A 20,027-nucleotide genomic window follows, 5' to 3' on the forward strand; every position below is an offset into this window, starting at 1 on the left:
TCGAGCCCAGGAAGCCCCACCATGAGCACGCCCGCCCCCGCATCCAACACGCCGCGCCCCAGCGTCATCCAGCTCGCCATCAAGGAGAAGGCGGCACTGTATGCGGCCTATATCCCGCTGTTTGCCGACGGCGGCATCTTCATTCCGACCACGCGCGACTACAAGCTGGGCGACGATGTGTACGTGCTGCTTTCGCTGCCCGACGACCCGCAGCGCTACCCGGTGGCCGGCAAGGTGGCCTGGGTCACGCCCGCGCGCGGCGCCGCCAACCGCACCCAGGGCGTGGGCATCCGGTTTCCGTCCGACGAAAAGTCCAGGCTGCTCAAGCTCAAGATCGAGGAAGTGCTGGGCGGGCACCTGGCCTCTGAACGGCCCACGCAGACCATCTGATCTGCTACGGTTCTGATAGCGCTGCATGCCCGCCAGGCATGGACTCCAGCCATTTTTGATGCTCAAACCCGCATGTTTGTCGATTCCCATTGCCATCTGAGCTTTCCGGAGCTGGCTGCCCAGTTGCCGCAGATCCGCGAAGCCATGGCGCAGGCCGGTGTGGACCGCGCGCTGTGCATCTGCACCACGCTGGAAGAGTTCGACACCGTCCATGCGCTGGCCCTGGCGCACGACAACTTCTGGGCCACCGTGGGCGTGCACCCCGACAACGAGGGCGTGACCGAGCCCAGCCAGCAGGACCTGGTCGAGCGCTCCCGGCAGCCCCGCGTGGTGGCGATCGGCGAGACCGGCCTGGACTACTACCAGATGGACGAGCGCAAGGGCGGCCGCACCGTGGCCGACATGGAATGGCAGCGCCAGCGCTTTCGCACCCACATCCGCGCGGCGCGCGAGGTCGCCAAGCCGCTGGTCATCCACACCCGCGCGGCATCGGCCGACACCGTGGCCATCCTCAAGGAAGAGGGCGAAGACGGCTCGGCGGGCGCGGCGGGGGGCGTGTTCCACTGCTTCACCGAGACCGCCGAGGTGGCCCGGGCCGCGCTGGACCTGGGCTTTTACATCTCGTTCTCGGGCATCCTGACCTTCAAGACGGCTCAGGACCTGCGCGATGTGGCGGCCTTTGTGCCGCTGGACCGGCTGCTGATCGAGACCGACAGCCCCTACCTGGCTCCGGTGCCGTTCCGCGGCAAGACCAACACCCCGGCCTACGTGCCGCATGTGGCGCGGCAACTGGCCAGCCTGCGCGGCTTGCCTGTTGAGGAGATTGCCGAGGTGACCAGCCGCAATTTTGAGCGCCTGTTCAGCGCGGTTCAATCATGAGAAGTTACTTTAAAAAGCTTTTATATCTTGTTGTTTTAATGGGGTTTGGATCGGCCGCAGCCGGCTCCTACGAAGACTTTTTCATCGCCGTGAAGCGCGACGATGCCGCTGCGGTGACCAGCCTGCTGCAGCGCGGTTTTGACCCCAACACGCCAGGACCGGACGGTTTGACGGGCCTGTACCTGGCGCTGCGCGAACCGTCGCTCAAGGTGGCCAGCGTGCTGGTGGCCTGGCCCAAGACCAACGTGGAAGTGCGCACCGCCCAGGACGAAAGCCCGTTGATGATGGCCTCGCTCAAGGGCCACCTGGAGCTGGTCAAGCAGCTGATTGCGCGCGACGCCGACGTCAACAAGCCGGGCTGGGCGCCGCTGCATTACGCGGCCACGCGCTCGCAGCTGGAGATCATGAACCTGCTGCTGGAGCACAACGCCTACATCGATGCCGAATCGCCCAACGGCACCACGCCGCTGATGATGGCCGCGCACTACGGCTCGGTGTCCGCCGTCAAGCTGCTGCTCGAAGCCGGCGCCGATCCGCTGCTCAAGAACCAGGCTGGCCTGACGGCCATCGACTTTGCCCAGAGCGCCAACCGCAAGGATGCAGCCGATCTGATCGCCCAGTTTGTGCGGGCCCGGCAGCCCAAGGGGAAGTGGTAGGCGGATCGCCTTTTCCACCCATCTCTTTGACTTAACATAATATACATCGTATCAAACACGATAGTTGGCAGAGAGGAACCGAAAACGGCTTTTCAGCCCCGGCTCGGTCCCGCCCGATGTGCCAGTTCGACGGCCCCGCCCGACAGATTGAAATTGACCGTGGGCACGGTGAAGTCGCTGAACGGCGCGCCGAGCGCGATCTCGCCGCTGCCATGCAGCACGCATTCGCCGCGCCGCAGCGCCTGCTCGGTGTCGCTGCCGGTGAACCGGACCCAGGTGCCGTAGCTGCTCAGGTCACTGAGCACAAAAGTATTGTTTCGCCATTCGATCTTGGCGTGCAGCCGCGAGACGCGCTGGTCGTTGACCACGAACTCGGCCTCGCTGACACGGCCCAGGTGGATGGGCAGTTCGCTGGACCGGAACGCCGCGTTCACGTCCAGCCACGACAACTCGATCTGGCCCAGCACGGTGTCAGCCCGAGGCTTGAGCATGTCCAGGGAGGCCGGCGCCGTCAGCAGTTCAGACACCACCTCCTCCTGCCATTCGATCCGGTAAAGCACCTGCGGTTCGGCCTTGCCGCGGATGTTGACCGGGCCCAGGCTGCGAAAGCGCACCCCGTCTTCGGGCGCCAGGACCTCGCTGATCACCACATCGGTGGCCCAGATCTGGTCGGCACCCGACAGGTCAGACAGGCGCGAGGCCACGTTCACGGCATCGCCATAGCAATCGCCATCGACCTCGACCACCTCGCCGCAGGCCACGCCCACCTGCAAGCGCATGCGGATCTTGGGGGGCCAGTTGAGGATGCGCTTGAGGTGGTTGCGCTGCAGTTCCACCACGGCGGCCACCGCGTCCCGGGGCCGCGGAAACACCGCCAGCACCCCGTCACCCAAGGTCTTGACCACGCGCCCGTCGTGGGCCTCGCAGACCTGGCTGATCCACTGGGTCAGCCGGGTGATGGCCTCGGTGGCCTTGGCATTGCCCAGCATTTCAAAAACACTGGTGCTGCCCGTGAGATCAGCAAAGACGACCGTGGTATTGACACCCATGCCCGAACCGTGGAGTTGTTACGTCACGAGTTTAGAGCATCGGTGCGCGGCCTCAGCCGGCCTTGATCTGCAGGGCCTTGTACTCGAGGAACTCCTCAAAGCCGAACTTGCCGTTTTCCCGGCCATTGCCCGACTGCTTGTAGCCGCCAAACGGGGCATTGCCGTTGAACGGCCCGCCATTGATGTCGATCTGCCCGGTGCGGATGCGCCGCGCCACCTGGATGGCGTGGCCCTGGTCCTGGCTCCAGACGCCGCCGCCCAGTCCGTAGATGGTGTCGTTGGCAATGCGCACGGCTTCGTCCTCGTCCTTGTAGGTGATGACCACCAGCACCGGGCCGAAGATTTCCTCGCGCGCCAGGGTGTCACCCGGCTGGACCCGCAGGATGGTGGGCTGCACGAAGTAGCCCTTGTCCTGCGCCGGCCGCTGCGGGCCACCGGCGATGACCTCGGCGCCCTCGGCAATGCCCTGCTCGATGAAGGCCACCACGCGGTCGCGCTGGGCCGCGCTCACCAGCGGGCCGAGCTTGGTGGACTCGTCCAGGCTGGGGCCCACGCTGAAGCGCGCAATGGCGGCCTGGGCCAGTGCCTTCACGTCCTCATAGCGGCTCTCGGGCACCAGCATGCGCGTGTGGGCCGAGCAGGTCTGGCCGCTGTTGAGCAAGCAGGCCGAAATGGTGCCCTTGACCGCGGCCTCGAAATCCGCGTCCGGCAGCAGCACGCTGGCGGATTTGCCGCCCAGCTCCAGCGCCACGCGCTTGACCGTCTGGCTGGCCAGTTCGGCCACGCGCTTGCCGGCACGGGTGGAGCCCGTGAAGCTCACCATGTCGACTTCAGGGTGCGTGGCGAGCACCTCGCCCACCACCGGGCCGGTGCCGTTGACCAGGTTGAACACGCCGGGCGGCAGCCCGGCCTCGTGGATGATCTCCGCCAGGATCATGGCGTTGACCGGTGCAATTTCGCTGGGCTTGAGCACCACGGTGCAGCCGGCGGCCAGGGCGGGCGCCACCTTGAGCGTGATCTGGTTCAGCGGAAAATTCCAGGGCGTGATGCAGCCCACCACGCCAATGGGCTCGCGCACCACCAGTGACTTGCCCATGGGCCCGGCCACTTCTTCTTCCCATTCAAAAGCCCGCGCCACCTTGGCAAAGTTGGCCCAGTTCCACACCGGCGCGCCCACCTGAACGGGCTTGGCCAGCTTGAGCGGCATGCCGACTTCGCGCGCAATCGCGGTTCCCATTTCGTCCATGCGGGCCTTCAGCCCGGCGGACACCTTGTCCATGAATGCCGCCCGGGTTTCCACCGGCAAGGCGGCCCAGGCGTCAAAGGCGGCGCGCGCGGCCTCAATGGCCTGGGTGGCTTCGTCGGCCGTGCCCGCCGGCACGGTGGCCATCACCTCTTCCGTGCTCGAGTCGTGTACCGTGAAGGTGTCGGGGGACTGGGCTTTGACCCATTGGCCGTTGATGTAGTGGGAGGGGTAGGTTTTCATGAGGCTTCCTGCACGGGGTGAATTGAACAATTATGCAGTAAATTGCATTTTTACTGAATTTCGACGCCAATGAATTCAAAAGGACTACCGCAGGGCAACAAATAGAAACGGCTTCACGATTCGTTACCAAGCCATTGATTTTCCATGTTGTTTTCCGTTAACTACGTCACAGAAACGACTTGCTCTTCCCGCAAGCTCGACATAACTTGTCGTACCACATAGCAAATTTGTTCCCTGAGGACAAAAAGGCCCATGCGTTGGATCAAACCCAGTCTGCGAAGCAGCATTTATGGCCTGCTCGGCAACCCGAGTCCGCCGTCAGAATCGACCCTTGAAAACGGGACGGAAGATATTCGTCAGGCCATGCTCGACCTGCTCGGGGAGTCGGGTGCCAAGCATTTTCCGCAGATCACCCGGCGCGTGCGCTATGCCAATGACGTGCAGGCCCTGTGGTACCTGCGCGGCGACCTGATGGCCGCGCTGTCGGCCACCCATGGCGAAACCGAGGCCCGGGCCCGGGTCGCGCGGCTCACCTCCCTGTTCAAGGGCCTGTTGCCCGCCAGCCTGACCTCACGCGCCAGCTCACTGGTCGGTTGAAGCCTGGCGCCCTCAGTGGCGGTGCCCCCAGAGAAGAAAAGCGTCGCGCCCTTCGACCGCCAGGTTCACGCTCGCGCCCACAGGCAGCACCACCTTGGTGGCCACATGGCCAAACGGCAGGTTCTGCAGCACCGGCACCTTGAGGCGGCTGCGCAGCCAGTCCACCACGGTCTGCAGCTTGAAGCCGCGGTCATGCGGGACCAGCTTGTAATTGGTGAACTGCCCCAGCACGATGGCTTTCTGCGCGCCCAGCACACCGGCGTGCAGCAGCTGGGTCAGCATCCGCTCGACCCGGAAAGGGTGCTCGTTGACCTCTTCCAGAAACAGCACGCCTTTCTTGACCGCCGGCAGCCAGGGGGTGCCCACCAGGCTGGCCACAATGGCCAGGTTGCCACCCCAGAGCACGGCGTCCCTGGCATGCCAGACACCGTCGCGGCCCGCGGGTAGCGGCGGGGTGTTGCGCGGCAGTTGCCAGCCCGTGCCTTCGCCCTGGCCACAGACCAGGTCATCGAAGCAGGCTTCCATGATGTCGTCGGGCGTGCCGTCCACGCCAAAGTCCTCGCCCAGCGCCGGCCCGGCCCAGCTCACGGCGCCAGTGCGGGCGAACAGGGCGTTCTGGAACGCGGTGAAGTCGCTGAGCCCAACAAAGCGCGTGCCGCCGGCGACCGACCTGGCCACCGCCTTGTAGTTGATGGCGGGAAGCAGCCGCGTGAGGCCGTAGCCGCCGCGCGAGATCAGTGCCACGTCGGCGCCACTGGCGGCCGCGCGGTGGATGGCGGCCAGCCGGGTTTCGTCGTCGCCGGCAAAGCGCATGTGGCTGCGCAGGGCGGCTTCGTCCACCTCGACCTCGTGGCCCAGTGACTTGAGCCGGGCCAGGCCGCGCTTGAACGAGGCCTTGTCGCGCACGGCGCTCGAAGGCGAGAAGATGTAGATATGTTTTTTCACGGGGCGAAGTATCCCACCGCCGCCTGGGCCACCGGCTCGCCGTGCTCCTGCACAAAATGCCCGGCCTGTTCCAGCACCAGGGGCTGCGGGCAGCCACGGATCAGCTGCTGCAGGCCACGCATCACCGGCACGCCCAGCACCGGGTCCTGCGCGCCCACGGCCATGAAGCTTTTCCCGTTCCAGCGCGTCTGCCAGAACTCACGGGCCTCGCGCGACACCGCGGCGCCATCCGAGTCCGCAAACTCCGGCACCATGGGCGGAAACGCGCGCGGAGCGGCGCGATGGCCCCGGTCCGGGAAGGGCGCGTTGTAGGCCGCGCATTCCTGCGGGCTCATCTGCGGGTTGCCGCGGGCAAACAGCCGGGCGATGTCAAAGTCGGGGTTCTTCGCGCACATCTCGCGCCAAGCCAGGAAACCGGCGCCCAAGGGCAGGTCGCCGGTGCCCAGCGCGGTGTTCATCACCAGCAGGCCGGTGTAGCGGTCGGGCGCGGCCATGGGCAATGTGAGGCCCAGCAGGCCCCCCCAGTCCTGCACCACCAGCACCACCTGGCGCAGGTCCAGCCGCTGCACCAGCTCCAGCAGCACCTGGCGGTGCCAGCTGAAGGTGTGGGCCTCGTCCTTCTTGGGTTTGTCGCTCTTGCCAAAGCCGATCAGGTCGGGCGCCACCACGCGGTGGCCCGCCGCAAGAAACACCGGAATCATCTTGCGGTACAGGTAGCTCCAGGCCGGGTTGCCATGCAGGCACAGCCAGGTCAGGGGAGCCGCGCCCTGCCCGTTGGCGCCCGGGCCCTCATCGAGGTAATGCATCCTCAGGCCGGCCAGTGCCGGCAGGTCGCTGAGGTAATGGGGCGCCCAAGGGTAGCCGGGCAAGTCGGCAAACCGCTCGTCGGGGGTGCGCAGCGCGTCGTCACGCAGGGGGGAAGCGGTCATTCGGGTCTCCTGTCGCCGGGTTTTGAAGAAGCCGCTGAGCAGGCCACCGCACTCGGCGGCGAGCACCCCGCCCTGCAGCCGGGTCTGGTGGTTGAGCCGGGGCTCGGCAAAAAGATCGACGACCGAGCCCGCGGCGCCGGTCTTGGGATCGGGCGCGCCAAACACCACCTGCCTGAGCCGCGCATGCAGCATGGCCCCGGCGCACATGGCGCAGGGCTCCAGCGTCACATACAGATCGCAGTCGTCCAGGCGGTAGTTGCCCAGCCGCGCGGCGGCCGCGCGCAAGGCGGCAATTTCGGCGTGGGCCGTCGGGTCGTGCGCCCCCACCGGGGCGTTGCGGCCCGTGGCGATCACCTCGCCGCCACGCACCACCACGGCCCCCACGGGCACTTCGCCAGCCGCGGCGGCCTCGTGCGCCTGCGCCAGCGCCAGCCGCATGAAGGCCTCGGCCAATGGCGGGTCGGCGGGCAATTTGCTATTCATTTTGTAGCTGGGAGTGGCCGCCCCGCCTGGACTCCAGCCCTGTTTGGCACTTGATTCGCCTCATTTGTCGTCGGGCATGGGTCGCGCCTGCTGCAAGGCCCCTTCCACCGCCTGCTTGTACTGGTCGACCTGCTGCTGGGGCGTGGCGCCGGGCGGGGCCGCCGGCACCGAGACGCCCGCGGGCATGGCGGGCGGCGCCGACACGGCGCTGAGCTGTTTTTTGGCCAGCATGCCGACGATGAGCACCACCACCAGCAGCCCGAGAACCCCAAAGATCGCACGCATGTGAACTCCTTCAGTTACCCAGCCCGAGGCCGGTCATCCAGGCCGCGAGGCCGCGTTCGTTGTCATTACCCTGGGCATAGGCCGCCTTCATGGCCGCGTGGGACTCCGGGCGATGCTGGTTGAGCTTGATCTTGCACTGCACGGATTTCACGGCAAGCTCGAACCCCACGATGCCGGCCAGCATCTTGTGCGCAAACTCCTCGCCCAGGCCGCGCCACTGCTCGGCATAGGGCGGCTCGTGGTCGCCGATCAGCTTTTTCAGCAGCCTGTCCTTGGCCAGGGGGTCCTCGACCAGCGTGGCTTCGACGGTGCAGTGAACGGCCAGGTAGTTCCAGCTCGGGACGCGGACCAGGTCGGGATAGACCTTGGGCGACAGGTAACCATGCGGGCCCATGAAGCTCACCACGGCCGTGGGCCGGGCCTGAAGGTAGCGCCAGTGCGGGTTGGGCTTGGCGCAATGGCCCAGCAGGACCCAGCCTGGGGCGGCGCCCTCCCCCGCGGCGCGCTCTTCCAGATGCAGGGGAAGATGCGTGACGAAGGGCAGGCCCTCGTCGTCGTTCGAGATCAGGCTCGCGAAGGGGTGTTCGCGCATCAGCCGCGCAGCCTGCGCGGCATCACTGGATTTGAATTGCGGGGGCTGGTACATGGAGCCATTGTGCCGCGACCGCGGGGCGGTCGCCGGCCACGGCCCCGCCCGCTCAGCCCTCCAGATTGGCCAGCGCGGTGGCCCAGATTTCCGTGGCCGAAGCGCCCGGCGGCATTTCGTGCAGCAGCGCCAGGCCAAAGCCCAGGCGCAGGTCCAGATCGACGCGCAGGCCCGGCGCGGTCAGCGCCAGCTGGGGGTAGGTGAAAGCGGCCAGCCGCTCTTCCACCTCCAGCGGCGTGGCGCCCGGCACCAGCGCGCAGAAGTCGGCGCCGCCCAGGCTGGCCAGCGCGCCCTGGGCCGGCAGGCGGCTGCCCAGCACCTGGCCCAGCAGGCGCCGGAGCACATCCGGACGGCCCGGCCGCCCCGCCACGGGCGAGGCGTCGAAGTTGCGCACGCGCACATAGCACAGCCCCAGGGTGGACAGATCGCCCGCCGCGGCGCGCACGGCCTTGCCCACCAGATCGCGGAACGCGCGAACGTTCCAGCAGCCGGTGGCCGGGTCCAGCCGGGTGTGCGGCTCCAGCCGGCCCAGGCACTCCTGCATCCGCTTGTTGGCCTTGGCCAGGGCCGTGACCCGAAGCTCGGCCTCGGCCATGCGGGCCATGTCCTGCAGGACCTCGACATCCTGGTAGCGAAAGGCGCCCACATCAGGGTCCATCAGGCAGATGGCACCCGACTGGACGCCCCGCTCCAGGCTCAGGGGCACGCCCGCATAGGAACGCAGGAACGGCTTGCCCGTGACCAGGGGGTTGTCCCAGAACCGCGGGTCGCTGCGCATGTCGGGCACCATCAACACCTTGCCCTGCAGCACCGCCCGGTTGCACATCGAGACGCCAAGCCCGGCTTCACCAGCGTCCAGGCCCTGGGCCGACAGCAGCCACTGGGCGCCCTCGTCCACGATGCAGACCAGGCTCTCGCCCCGGTCCGTCAGGCGCAGCGCGGTGCGCGCGATCCGGTCAAACCGTTCGTCACGCGGAAACCAGACGCTGCGGTCGCCAAGGGGCAGCTCAATGTGCTGAACATCTCTTTCAACCATCTGGATACTCGGCATGTCTGCCTCCATGTAAGCATTTGTTGCGTGATGGCATGAATGTAGGCAGCGCCCTCCCCCGGGCCGTAGGCAAATTGCCTAGCCGGGATAGGGGAAGGCTTTAGCGGGGGGTTGGGCGGCATCGCATGCAGGGCCGCCCGCAAGCACGGGGGCTTGAGCCTGCATGGAGGCCGAGGGGTTATTTGGCCCGGGCTGGCCGAGCGCTGGACATTGCCGCTGAGATGTGGGTGAGGGCTGCGGCCACTATTCCCACTCAATGGTCGCAGGCGGCTTTGAACTCACGTCGTAGGTCACGCGGTTGATGCCGCGCACTTCATTGATGATGCGGCCCGACACCTTCTTGAGCAGCGCATAGGGCAGCTCGGCCCAGTCGGCCGTCATGAAATCGCTGGTTTGCACGGCACGCAGTGCCACCACATAGTCGTAGGTGCGGCCATCGCCCATCACGCCCACGCTCTTGACCGGCAGGAACACGGTGAAAGCCTGGCTGGTCAGGTCGTACCAGCTCTTGCCCGCGGCTTCGTCCCTGAAATTGCGCAGTTCCTCGATGAAGATGGCATCGGCCCGGCGCAGCAGGTCGGCGTATTCCTTCCTGACCTCGCCCAGGATGCGCACGCCCAGCCCGGGGCCCGGGAACGGGTGGCGGTAGACCATCTCGGGCGGCAGGCCCAGGGCCACGCCGAGTTCGCGAACCTCGTCCTTGAACAGGTCGCGCAGGGGCTCGAGCAGCTTCAGGCCCAGTTGCTCGGGCAGGCCACCGACGTTGTGGTGGCTCTTGATGGTCACGGCCTTCTTGCTCTTGGCGCCGCCAGACTCGATCACATCGGGGTAAATCGTGCCCTGCGCAAGGAAGGTCGCGCCCTTGTGCCCGCCCGTCCCGGCCTTGAGCCGGGCCGCTTCCTGCTTGAACACCGTGACAAATTCGCCGCCGATGATCTTGCGCTTGGCTTCCGGGTCATTGACGCCGGCCAGCTTGCCCAGGAACAGCTCACTGGCGTCCACCCGGATGACCTTGGCGTGCAGCTTGCCTTCAAACATCTCCATGACCATGTCGCCCTCATTGAGGCGCAGCAGGCCATGGTCGACGAACACGCAGGTCAGCTGGTCGCCAATCGCCCGGTGGATCAGCGCCGCCGCCACCGACGAGTCCACGCCGCCGGACAGGCCCAGAATGACCTCCTCGTCGCCCACCTGCTCGCGGATTTTTGCCACCGCTTCGGCGATGTGGTCGCGCATCACCCAGTCGGGCCGCGCACCGCAGACGCCCAGCACAAAACGCTCGAGGATGGCCTTGCCCTGCTGGGTGTGCGTGACCTCGGGGTGGAACTGCACGGCGTAGAAGCGCCGCGCTTCATCGGCCATGCCGGCAATCGGGCAGCTGTCGGTGGACGCCATGAGCTTGAAGCCCGGAGGCAGTTCGGTGACCTTGTCGCCATGGCTCATCCAGACGTTGAGCATGCCGTGCCCATCGGGCGTGGTGAAGTCCGCGATGTCCTTGAGCAAGGCGGTATGGCCACGCGCGCGCACCGACGCAAAACCGAACTCGCGCTTGTGCCCACCCTCGACCTTGCCGCCCAGCTGGTGCGCCATGGTCTGCATGCCATAACAGATGCCCAGCACCGGCACGCCCAGCTCGAACACGGCTTGCGGCGCCTTGTCGGTGGTGTCTTCGTAGACGCTCGCATGGCTGCCCGACAGGATCACGCCCTTGAGCGAGCCATCCCTGGCATAGTCGCGAACCCAGTCATCGGTCACGTCGCAGGGATGGACTTCGCTGAGCACATGGGCTTCGCGCACGCGGCGGGCGATCAGCTGCGTGACCTGGGAACCAAAATCGAGAATCAGGATTTTTTCGTGCTGCATGGAAAGGGGCGCAAAAAAAGCAGGGCCGAAGTCAGACTCCGGCCCCGGGGTTCATGAAAACAGCAAAGGCGTCATGCCTTGGGCGGAATGCGCAGCAGTTGCCCCGGGTAGATCTTGTCCGGGTGCGAGAGCATGGGCTTGTTGGCTTCAAAAATCTGCATGTAGGCGTTGGCATTGCCGTAGTAGCGCTTGGCAATGGCGCTGAGCGTGTCGCCGCTGCTGACCAGGTGGTATTCACACTCGTCGGCCGGCTCGCTGCACTGCATCTCGTCGGCCACGCCGGCCACATGCTGCACGTTACCGCAGCACAGCACGATCTTTTCACGGATCTCCTGGCTGGCCACCAGGCCGCTCACGGTCACGATCTGGTCGGCGCCATTGAAGCTCACGGTGAGGTCATCGGCCGGCAGGTTCTGCGTGCGGATGTAGGTCTTGATGGCCTCGGACGCCGCGGCATTGGCCGCCGCGATTTTTTCCTCGTTGCTCGGCTCGGCAATGGCGGCTGCCACCTCGGGCTTCTTGCCAAACAGCTTTTCGCCGGCTTCCTTCAAAAAAGAAATCATTCCCATGTGTTGCTCCTGGTTGGTTGAGGACCCGGTTGTAACCCGCCGGCGTGTCACGCCGGCGCGCAAACTCAGTCGGCGCGGTAATTGGGCGCTTCTTTCGTGATCTGCACATCATGAACGTGGCTTTCGCGAATCCCCGCCGAGGTGATTTCGACGAATTCGGCCTTGTTCTTCATGTCTTCGATGGTCGCGCAGCCGCAATAGCCCATGCTGGCGCGCACGCCGCCCGCCATCTGGTAGACGATGGACACCATCGAGCCCTTGTAAGGCACGCGGCCCTCGATGCCCTCGGGCACCAGCTTGTCGGCGTTGGGGTTGCCGGTGGTCGCTTCCTGGAAGTAGCGGTCGGCGCTGCCCTGCTGCATGGCCCCGATCGAGCCCATGCCGCGGTAGCTCTTGTAGCTGCGGCCCTGGTACAGCACGATCTCGCCCGGTGCCTCCTCGGTACCGGCGAACATGCCGCCCATCATCACGCTGCTGGCGCCCGCCGCGATGGCCTTGGAGATGTCGCCGCTGTAGCGGATGCCGCCGTCGGCAATCAGCGGAACCCCCGAGCCCAGCAAGGCGGTGGCCACGTTGTCAATGGCCATGATCTGCGGCACGCCCACGCCGGCCACGATGCGGGTGGTGCAGATCGATCCCGGGCCAATGCCGACCTTGACCGCGTCGGCGCCGGCTTCGACCAGCGCCAATGCGGCGGCGCCGGTGGCGATGTTGCCGCCGATCACGTCGATCTGCGGGTAGTTCTGCTTGACCCAGCGCACCCGCTCGATCACACCCTTGCTGTGGCCATGGGCCGTATCCACCACGATGGCGTCCACGCCCGCGTTGACCAGGGCCTCCACACGCTCCTCGGTGCCGTCGCCCACGCCCACGGCGGCGCCCACGCGCAGCCGGCCCGCGGGGTCGCGCGCGGCATTGGGAAAGCTGGTCTGCTTGGTGATGTCCTTGACGGTGATCAGGCCCTTGAGTTCAAAGGCATCGTTGACCACCAGCAGGCGCTCGAGCTTGTACTTGTTCAGCAGCGCCTTGGCCTCGCTCAGCGTGGTGCCGTCCTTCACGGTGACCAGCTTGTCGCGTGGCGTCATGATCTGGCTCACGGGCACGTCGTAGCGGGTTTCAAAGCGCAGGTCGCGCCCGGTCACGATGCCCACCACCTTGCCGCCGTCACACACCGGGAAGCCCGAGATGCCCAGCTGCTCCTGCATGTCCATCACCTGGCGCACGGTGTGCGTGGGGGTGATGATCACCGGGTCGCGCAGCACGCCCGACTCATAGCGCTTGACCCGCGCCACCTCGGCGGCCTGGGCCTGGGCGGTCAGGTTCTTGTGGATGATCCCGATGCCGCCTTCCTGCGCCATGGCAATGGCCAGACGCGCCTCGGTCACGGTGTCCATGGCGGCGGATACCAGCGGCAGGTTCAGGGTGATGTTTCGGGAGAGGCGTGTCGCGAGGGACGTGTCCTTGGGCAGGACCTGGGAGAACGCTGGCACCAACAACACATCGTCGAAGGTGAGCGCTTTTCCAAGAAGGCGCATGTGAAAGCTCCAAAAAACGGATTGTACCCGCGCGCTTGGTACTTACCCGAAGGCCGGTCCCGAACCCCGGTGCCGCGGCGCAACGCCATCACGTGTAAAAAAGTGAATCCATGTTCGGCCAGCGCTAAACTGCCAGCATGAAATTCATTCGCACCGCATGGTTTGGCGCGCTGCTGCTGGCGCCGGCCCTGGTTCTGGCCCAATGGCAGTGGCTCGACAAGGATGGCCGCAAGGTCTTCAGCGACCAGCCCCCGCCGAACGACGTTCCCGCGGCGAAGATCCTCAAGCAACCCGCCGGCCGGCCCGCCGCTGCACCGGGTGCTGAATCGCCGGTGGCCAGTGCGGCGCCTGCGTCCAAGGCCGCCTCCGCGCCCGCCGCCCCCAAACTGAGTGGCAAGGACAAGGAGCTCGAGGAAAAGAAGAAGAAAGCCGAGCAGGAAGAAGCCGCCAAGCAGAAAGCCGAAGAAGAAAAGGCCGCGGCCGCCCGCGCCAAGAACTGTGAAAAGGCCAAGCAGGCCCTGACCGCCCTGAATTCAGGTGAACGCATCCGCCGAGCCAACTCCAAGGGCGAGATGGAATTCATGGGTGACAAGGAACGCGCGAGCGAAACCCAGCGCGTCCAGGAAATCGTTTCCAACGAATGCAAGGCCTGAGCGCGGCCGCTCCCGGCACTCAGTAGCCGGGCTTGGCCCCTGGCCGGCGTTGCGAAAACAGGCCTGCGCCCCGTGCGCCCTGCTTGCGAAACCGCTCCCGCCGGGCCACTTTGGGGTCCACCGTGAGGGGCCGGTAGATCTCAACGCGGTCCTGGTCGCGCAACACCTGTTGCGGCCCGGCCTTGCGGCCCCAGACACCCAGAGCCATATCCCGCGAAAGCTGGCCGCCCAGCAACGCCTGCAGGCCACTGGCCTGGATCGCCTGGGCCACCGTGGCGCCCGTGCCCAGCACCAGCGGCCATTCATGGACCGAGCGCGGTGCGTCGGAGTAGGCCACGCAGACCCGGATCAGCGCCTCATCAGCCATGGACCTGCTCGGCCCGCTTGACAAAGGCATCAACCAGGTTGCCGGCGATCTTGTCGAACACCGGGCCCACGAGCGCGCCCAGCGCCGCGTTGTCGAAGCCGTAGCGCAGGTCCAGTTCCACCCGGCAGGCGCGCTGGCTGCCATCGCCCAGCGGCACAAAGCGCCATTGGCCGTCGAGCTTTGAAAAGGGTCCGTCCACCAGCTTCATTGCCACCGCGCGGCCCGGGGTGTGGTCGTTTTGCGTGGTGAAGGTCTGGTGGATGCCGCCGAACGACAGGCCGATCTCGGCCTTCATGCCGGCGTCGCCAGCTTCCAGGACCGTGGCATGGTCGCACCAGGGCAGAAATTCAGGGTAGGCCGCCACATCGGTCACCAGGGCAAACATCTCTTCGGCGCTGTACCAGATGAGGACGGACTTGTGGACGTGTTTCATGAACTGGGGAGACGTGGGCCCGGGAACGTAGAATCGCGGCCCACGGCGCAATTGTATTGAGGCCGCGGACCCCCAGATAAACGCATGGCCAAGAAACCCGATACCGCCGCCCGCATTGCCGACAACAAGAAGGCGGCCTACAACTACTTCTTCGAAGAACGCTTCGAGGCGGGCATGGTGCTGCAGGGCTGGGAAGTCAAGGCCCTGCGCGAGGGCAAGGTGCAGCTCACCGACGGCTACGTGGTGATCCGCAACGGCGAACTGTTTGTGCTGGGCTGCCAGATCAACCCGCTCAAGACGGCGTCCAGCCACGTCAACCCCGATTCGGTGCGCACCAAGAAGCTGCTGCTCAACAAGGACGAGATCCGCCGGCTGATCGGCAAGGTCGAGCAAAAGGGCTACACCCTGGTGCCGCTGAACCTGCACTGGAAGGCCGGCAAGGTCAAATGCGACATCGCGCTGGCCAAGGGCAAGGCCGAGCACGACAAGCGCGACACCATCAAGGACCGCGAAGGCAAGCGCGAGGTCGAGCGCGCCATGAAGAGCCGCCACCGTTGACCGGCCCGGGCGGCCCGCAGACAATGGCCGCCATTCACCCCGGGAGACCCATGATCCAGTTCGACAGCAGGGCGCGGCTGACCGGTCTCTTCGTGCTGCTGGCCAGCCCGTTCTACCTCAACGACTTCGCCAGCATCCTCGTCACGGACTGGCGCATCTGGCTGGCCATCGACTATGTCTTCGTGAAGCTGCTGCCGCTGGCCGCGCTGTGCTGGCTGCTGGTCCGGCGCCACCTGAGCCCGGCAGACCTGGGGCTGGTCTGGCCCGGGCGCAGCCCCTTCCTGATCACGTTGATCGCCATGGCGCTGGTGGGCACCGTGATCGACCAGAATGCCTACGCCGTGCTGGCGGGCCTGCCCGGCTATGCCGCACTCGGGGGCATGCCGGCCATTGCCAGCCCCGCTTGGGACCGGTTTGACCTCACGGTCGGGCTGTTGCTGGTCGCCGTGCTGGAGGAAACCATATTCCGCGGCCTGGCCTGCGCGGTGCTGGCGCGTTACACCGCCAACCGCGTGTTGATCGCGCTGGGGTCGGCGGCCGCGTTCGGGCTGATCCACTGGAGCCTGGGTCTGCACGCGGTCCTGATCACCGGCCTGATCGGCCTGATTTTCATGGGGGCCTACCTGCGCACCCGCTCGGTGCTGCCACTGGTCGTGGCGCACTTCGTGGTCAATTTCATTGATTTTGCGGGTGTGATTCCCAAAGCCCTGTTCAAGTGGGTTTGAGCGCCAGCGGATTTTTTTCAGGCGGCTGGAATAAGCCGCCACCGAGATGTGTTCATGCCGGTGGAAGCCTTCTTTCACCCACCGGAGAACCCATGAAACTACTTTCCATTGCCCTTCTCAGTGCCGCCCTGCTCGGCGCCTGCGCCTCGATGGCCGACGCGCCGGTCAAGGTCGCCGATGGCGTGCTGACCGGCGCCAACGGCATGACCCTGTACACCTTTGACAAGGACCCGGCAGGCAAGTCCGTGTGCAACGGCCCTTGCGCCACCAACTGGCCGCCGCTGATGGCGTCCGCCTCCGACAAGCCCTCGGGCGACTACACCGTGATCGCGCGCGACGACGGCAAGCAGCAATGGGCCTTCAAGGGCAAGCCGCTGTACTACTGGATCAAGGACACCAAGCCCGGCGACAAGACCGGCGATGGCTTCAACAAGGTCTGGCAGGCGGCGCGCCCCTGATCGCCACGGCGCTTGCACAGCACAGGCGGCTTTCTGATACCGTGAGCCGCCCATGAACCGCGCCCAGGTCATTGAACAGCTGCCCGGACTGCGGCGCTATGCGCGCGCGCTGACTGGCGACGCCTGGGCCGCCGACGATCTGGTGCAGGACACCCTGGAGCGCGCCTGCACCAAGTGGCGGCTGTGGCAGGCCGGAACCGACCTGCGCGCCTGGCTGTTCACCCTGATGCACAACCTCTACCTCAACCAGCGCCGCGGCCAGCCGGCCGCCCGGATGGCCGTGGCCCTGGAGGATGTGGAAGGCAGCCTGGCGGCGCAGGCGGGCCCGGTGGACGATGCCCTGGACCTGGACCGCTGCCTGCAGCGCCTGCCCGCCGACCAGCGGGCCGTGCTGCTGATGGTGACGCTGGAGGACCTGAGCTACGAGGCCACGGCCCGCATCCTCGACATCCCCGTGGGCACGGTCATGTCGCGCCTGTCTCGCGCGCGCACCCGCCTGCGTGAACTCATGGGCGAGGCCCCGTCTGCCCCACCCCAGGCCGCCGACCGCGCCAGCCCTCCCCTGCTGCGGCGCCTCAAGTAAGGACCGGGAGACCCTGATGACCCACCCCCCCACGCCCGGGCGCCCGCCCGACGAAGACGAACTCCACGCGCTGGTGGATGGCCGGCTGGCGCCCTGGGCGGCCAGCGCGCTGCAGGACCAGATGGCCGGCGACGCCGCCGCGCAGGACACCGTGGCCGCCTGGCGCGCACAGCGCGAGGCCTTGCGCGCGCGCTATGCCGATGTGGCCGCCGAGCCGCTGCCCGCCACCTTTCTTGCCGCGGCCCAGGAGCTGGTGGACGGCCAGGCCCGGCGCTCGCAATGGTGGCGCTGGGGCGGCGTGGCGGCTTCGGTGCTGTGCGCGTTTGTGCTGGGCTGGTTCAGCAGCACTGTCTGGCGGCCGGGCGCGGCCGGCACGCTGGCCAGCGGCAACCCGGTCCGCCAGTTTGCCCGGCAGGCGGCGGTGGCCCATGCGGTGTACCTGCCGGAAGTGCGTCATCCGGTCGAGGTGCCGGCCGCGCAGCAGGAGCATCTGGTGCAGTGGCTGTCCAAGCGGCTGGGGCGGCCGCTCAAGATCCCCAACCTGGCCCCGCAGGGGTTTGAACTCGTGGGCGGGCGCCTGCTGCCTGGCGAAGCCGGCGCGCGCGCGCAGTTCATGTTCCAGAACACCGGGGGGGAGCGCATCACGCTGTACGTGGGCAGCGTGAGCGCGGGCAGCAAGGCCAATGTCAAGGAGACCGCGTTCCGGTTCCTCGACGATGGCCCCACGCCCGGGTTCTACTGGGTGGACCAGGGGTTTGGCTATGCGCTGTCGGGCAAGCTGCCCCGGCAGACCCTGCTGGCGCTGGCCACCGCCGTTTACCAGCAGCTCTAGCCGGCTGCCGGCTGCGCGCTCAGGCCAGCACGCGCAGCGGGTGCGCGTGCGCGGGCCAGGGGCTCGCAAAGAACGGCGCCACCATCTGCGGCGTCACGTCTTCCACCCGCGCCGGGTTCCAGCGCGGGCTGTGGTCCTTGTCCACCGCCAGCGCCCGGATGCCCTCCACGGTCTCGCTGGTCGCGCCCGAGCGGCCCAGGTGGGCGGTATGGAAGCAGTGGCGCACCAGGTCCCGCTCCATGCGCAGGTCGTCGGCCAGCGTCATGGTGCGCGCGCGGCGCACCTGCTCCAGCACCACGTGCAGCATCAGGGGCGAGCGGTGGCGCAGCGTGTCGGCCGTGGCCCTGGCCCATTCACTGCCATCGGCTTCAAGCGACGCCAGGATCGCGGGCACGCTGCCGAGCCCGAAATGGGCATCAACAAGGGCTGGAGTCCAGGAGGGGTGGCCATTGTCTGCTATTAACTCTGTAGCAAAATGGGCTTCGATCGCAGCCGCCGAATCAAGCGTCCCCGAGCCCAGGGCCTGCCACAGACCCGCCAGGCGGTCCGCCGGCACCAGGCCATCGGCCAGGCCCGCCGCCACGGCGCCCGCGCCGTCCAGCGCCTGCCCGGTCAGCGCGAGGTACTCGCCCAGGTGGCCCGCGCAGCGGCTCAGGAAATAGCCGCCGCCCACGTCCGGGAACAGGCCGATATGGGTTTCGGGCATGGCCATGCGGGTGCGTGGCGTGACGATGCGCAGGCTGGCGCCCTGGCTCACGCCCATGCCGCCGCCCATCACGATGCCGTCCATGAACGCGACATAGGGCTTGGGGTAGTGGTGGATCAGGTGGTTGAGCGTGTATTCCTCGGTGAAGAAATCCTCAAGCTCCGGGTTGCCCGCGAGCGCGGCCTGGTGGAAGAAGCGGATGTCTCCGCCCGCGCAGAAGGCGCCAAACGGCCCTTCCTTGTTGCTGCCGCGGATGGCCACCGCCACCACGCTGTCGTCGTCACGCCAGGCCAGCAGCGTGGCTGTGAGGTCGCGCACCATGCCCAGCGACAGGGCGTTGAGTGCGCGCGGGCGATTCAGCGTGATGAAGCCGGTGCGGCCCCGGACCTCGGAAATCACATCGGTCATGGCCTTCGTCCTTTCGCGTCAGAGAGTCTGGATGCGCGGGGTGCCCGCCCGCTCGCGCCAGCCCAGCAGTTCATTGCCCACCAGGGCGCCAATCACCAGCGCGCCGCCGGTGAGCACTTCAGGCCCCGGGGCCTCGTTGGCGCCCCACCAGGCCCACAGGATGCCAAAGATCACCTCCAGCAGGGCCAGCAGCGAGACCTCGGGCGCCTTGAGCACGCGCGCGCAGACCACCGACAGGGTGCAGGGGATGGCCAGCTGCACCAGGCCCAGCAGAGCCAGCCAGGCCACGTCCGGGCCGGTGGCGGCAAAAGGCAGCGCCAGGGGCAGCGTGGCCAGCGTGGAGATCACGGCGCCCACCAGCACCGAGGGCACCAGATCGACCTTCTCGCCCTGGGCCTGGCTGCGCTGCACCACGGTCCAGTTGATGGCGCCGGCCACCGGCACGCACAGCGCCACCAGCGAGCCCAGCAGCAGCGAGGCCTCGCCACCGGCGGCATTGACCTGCGTGCCGTACATCCAGCCTATGCCCAGCCCCGCGAGCACGATGGCCACCCAGGTGCGCGCCGGCAGCCGGTGACCAATGAAGATGCGCGCGATCAGCGCCGTGAGCAGCGGCCCCACCGACATGGTGACCAGCACATTGCCCACGCTGGTGAGCGTGAGGGCCAGCATGAAGGCCGTGAACATGATGCTCCAGCACACACCCGACAGCCACAGGGCCTTGTTGCGCCAGTGGATGGCACGGAACACGCCCCGCCCCTGCCACAGCGGCAGGATCACCAGCAGCGACGCCAGGGTGAAGAAGCTGCGCCAGAAGGTGACTTCAAAACTGTGGGCGCTGGCCAGCTGGCGCGTCACCACCCCGGCGATCGACCACATCAGCGTGACCGCCACCATCAGCCAGACGGCCTGTCCGTGGCGCAGCTTCATGCCAGTGCCTG

The 20,027-nt window shown here is 66.9% G+C and carries 24 protein-coding genes; 10 read left to right on the plus strand and 14 right to left on the minus strand.

Annotated features, from left to right (window positions below):
- Positions 1-21 precede the first annotated feature (21 nt).
- The 3 genes from KF796_12975 to KF796_12985 all read left to right on the plus strand — a co-directional run bounded on the left by KF796_12975 (position 22) and on the right by KF796_12985 (position 1,925).
- Complete coding sequence (locus tag KF796_12975; protein MBX3587546.1) at positions 22-390, plus strand: PilZ domain-containing protein; 369 nt, start codon at positions 22-24, stop codon at positions 388-390.
- 72 nt (positions 391-462) lie between these two features.
- Positions 463-1,269 (plus strand): TatD family hydrolase, encoded by an 807-nt coding sequence (locus tag KF796_12980; protein MBX3587547.1) that lies wholly within the window; start codon positions 463-465, stop codon positions 1,267-1,269.
- Positions 1,266-1,925: an ankyrin repeat domain-containing protein gene (locus tag KF796_12985; GenBank protein ID MBX3587548.1), complete on the plus strand. Its 660-nt coding sequence runs from the start codon at positions 1,266-1,268 to the stop codon at positions 1,923-1,925. Before KF796_12980 ends, KF796_12985 begins: the two co-directional genes overlap by 4 nt.
- 92 nt (positions 1,926-2,017) lie before the next feature.
- Here the strand turns inward: KF796_12985 and KF796_12990 are convergent, their stop codons facing one another.
- Both KF796_12990 and KF796_12995 read right to left on the minus strand, forming a co-directional pair.
- Positions 2,018-2,974, minus strand: coding sequence for an adenylate/guanylate cyclase domain-containing protein (locus KF796_12990; protein MBX3587549.1), 957 nt, complete (start codon positions 2,972-2,974; stop codon positions 2,018-2,020).
- Between the two features lie 52 nt (positions 2,975-3,026).
- The gene (locus tag KF796_12995; GenBank protein ID MBX3587550.1) at positions 3,027-4,460 is read right to left on the minus strand and encodes an aldehyde dehydrogenase family protein; all 1,434 of its coding nucleotides are present in this window, start codon (positions 4,458-4,460) and stop codon (positions 3,027-3,029) included.
- A gap of 252 nt (positions 4,461-4,712) precedes the next feature.
- Between KF796_12995 and KF796_13000 the strand changes: the two genes are divergently transcribed.
- Positions 4,713-5,057 (plus strand): hypothetical protein, encoded by a 345-nt coding sequence (locus KF796_13000; GenBank protein ID MBX3587551.1) that lies wholly within the window; start codon positions 4,713-4,715, stop codon positions 5,055-5,057.
- A gap of 12 nt (positions 5,058-5,069) precedes the next feature.
- Here the strand turns inward: KF796_13000 and KF796_13005 are convergent, their stop codons facing one another.
- The 8 genes from KF796_13005 to guaB all read right to left on the minus strand — a co-directional run bounded on the left by KF796_13005 (position 5,070) and on the right by guaB (position 13,363).
- Positions 5,070-6,002, minus strand: a complete 933-nt coding sequence (locus tag KF796_13005; protein MBX3587552.1) for an LD-carboxypeptidase — start codon at positions 6,000-6,002, stop codon at positions 5,070-5,072.
- A complete protein-coding gene (tadA, locus tag KF796_13010) occupies positions 5,999-7,369 on the minus strand; it encodes a tRNA adenosine(34) deaminase TadA (protein ID MBX3587553.1) in 1,371 nt (456 codons plus the stop codon). The genes KF796_13005 and tadA overlap by 4 nt, the downstream gene beginning before the upstream one ends.
- Before the next feature lie 105 nt (positions 7,370-7,474).
- Positions 7,475-7,699, minus strand: coding sequence for a hypothetical protein (locus KF796_13015; GenBank protein MBX3587554.1), 225 nt, complete (start codon positions 7,697-7,699; stop codon positions 7,475-7,477).
- 10 nt (positions 7,700-7,709) lie between these two features.
- Entirely contained in the window at positions 7,710-8,345 is a 636-nt protein-coding gene (locus tag KF796_13020) for an FMN-binding negative transcriptional regulator (protein MBX3587555.1), read from the minus strand.
- Positions 8,346-8,397: 52 nt separating this feature from the next.
- Positions 8,398-9,396: a GAF domain-containing protein gene (locus tag KF796_13025; protein ID MBX3587556.1), complete on the minus strand. Its 999-nt coding sequence runs from the start codon at positions 9,394-9,396 to the stop codon at positions 8,398-8,400.
- A gap of 243 nt (positions 9,397-9,639) precedes the next feature.
- Complete coding sequence (gene guaA, locus KF796_13030; protein MBX3587557.1) at positions 9,640-11,259, minus strand: glutamine-hydrolyzing GMP synthase; 1,620 nt, start codon at positions 11,257-11,259, stop codon at positions 9,640-9,642.
- Positions 11,260-11,330: 71 nt separating this feature from the next.
- Positions 11,331-11,828: a peptidoglycan-binding protein LysM gene (gene lysM / locus KF796_13035; GenBank protein ID MBX3587558.1), complete on the minus strand. Its 498-nt coding sequence runs from the start codon at positions 11,826-11,828 to the stop codon at positions 11,331-11,333.
- Between the two features lie 65 nt (positions 11,829-11,893).
- A complete protein-coding gene (gene guaB / locus KF796_13040; GenBank protein ID MBX3587559.1) occupies positions 11,894-13,363 on the minus strand; it encodes an IMP dehydrogenase in 1,470 nt (489 codons plus the stop codon).
- A 137-nt stretch (positions 13,364-13,500) separates the two neighbouring features.
- Between guaB and KF796_13045 the strand changes: the two genes are divergently transcribed.
- Positions 13,501-14,016 carry a DUF4124 domain-containing protein gene (locus tag KF796_13045; GenBank protein ID MBX3587560.1) on the plus strand — a complete coding sequence of 172 codons (516 nt, stop codon included), beginning with the start codon at positions 13,501-13,503 and terminating at the stop codon, positions 14,014-14,016.
- A 19-nt stretch (positions 14,017-14,035) separates the two neighbouring features.
- Here the strand turns inward: KF796_13045 and KF796_13050 are convergent, their stop codons facing one another.
- Together KF796_13050 and KF796_13055 are read right to left on the minus strand one after the other, a co-directional pair.
- On the minus strand, positions 14,036-14,383 hold the full coding sequence (locus tag KF796_13050) for an RnfH family protein (protein MBX3587561.1): 348 nt from the start codon (positions 14,381-14,383) through the stop codon (positions 14,036-14,038).
- Positions 14,376-14,816 (minus strand): type II toxin-antitoxin system RatA family toxin, encoded by a 441-nt coding sequence (locus KF796_13055; GenBank protein ID MBX3587562.1) that lies wholly within the window; start codon positions 14,814-14,816, stop codon positions 14,376-14,378. The genes KF796_13050 and KF796_13055 overlap by 8 nt, the downstream gene beginning before the upstream one ends.
- A gap of 84 nt (positions 14,817-14,900) precedes the next feature.
- Here KF796_13055 and smpB point away from each other — a divergent pair, with 84 nt between their 5' ends.
- From smpB to KF796_13080, 5 genes are all read left to right on the plus strand, one after another.
- On the plus strand, positions 14,901-15,374 hold the full coding sequence (gene smpB, locus KF796_13060) for an SsrA-binding protein SmpB (protein MBX3587563.1): 474 nt from the start codon (positions 14,901-14,903) through the stop codon (positions 15,372-15,374).
- Positions 15,375-15,424: 50 nt separating this feature from the next.
- A complete protein-coding gene (locus KF796_13065) occupies positions 15,425-16,099 on the plus strand; it encodes a CPBP family intramembrane metalloprotease (GenBank protein MBX3587564.1) in 675 nt (224 codons plus the stop codon).
- Positions 16,100-16,191: 92 nt separating this feature from the next.
- Positions 16,192-16,557, plus strand: a complete 366-nt coding sequence (locus KF796_13070) for a hypothetical protein (protein ID MBX3587565.1) — start codon at positions 16,192-16,194, stop codon at positions 16,555-16,557.
- A 52-nt stretch (positions 16,558-16,609) separates the two neighbouring features.
- Positions 16,610-17,140: an RNA polymerase sigma factor gene (locus KF796_13075; protein ID MBX3587566.1), complete on the plus strand. Its 531-nt coding sequence runs from the start codon at positions 16,610-16,612 to the stop codon at positions 17,138-17,140.
- 16 nt (positions 17,141-17,156) lie between these two features.
- A complete protein-coding gene (locus tag KF796_13080) occupies positions 17,157-17,972 on the plus strand; it encodes an anti-sigma factor (GenBank protein ID MBX3587567.1) in 816 nt (271 codons plus the stop codon).
- Between the two features lie 19 nt (positions 17,973-17,991).
- Here KF796_13080 and KF796_13085 read toward each other — a convergent pair whose 3' ends face one another.
- Together KF796_13085 and KF796_13090 are read right to left on the minus strand one after the other, a co-directional pair.
- Positions 17,992-19,086, minus strand: a complete 1,095-nt coding sequence (locus KF796_13085; protein MBX3587568.1) for an enoyl-CoA hydratase/isomerase family protein — start codon at positions 19,084-19,086, stop codon at positions 17,992-17,994.
- 18 nt (positions 19,087-19,104) lie between these two features.
- Positions 19,105-20,016: a DMT family transporter gene (locus KF796_13090; GenBank protein MBX3587569.1), complete on the minus strand. Its 912-nt coding sequence runs from the start codon at positions 20,014-20,016 to the stop codon at positions 19,105-19,107.
- Positions 20,017-20,027 lie beyond the last annotated feature (11 nt).

Source organism: Ramlibacter sp., assembly GCA_019635435.1.
Lineage (GTDB): Bacteria > Pseudomonadota > Gammaproteobacteria > Burkholderiales > Burkholderiaceae_C > JAHBZM01.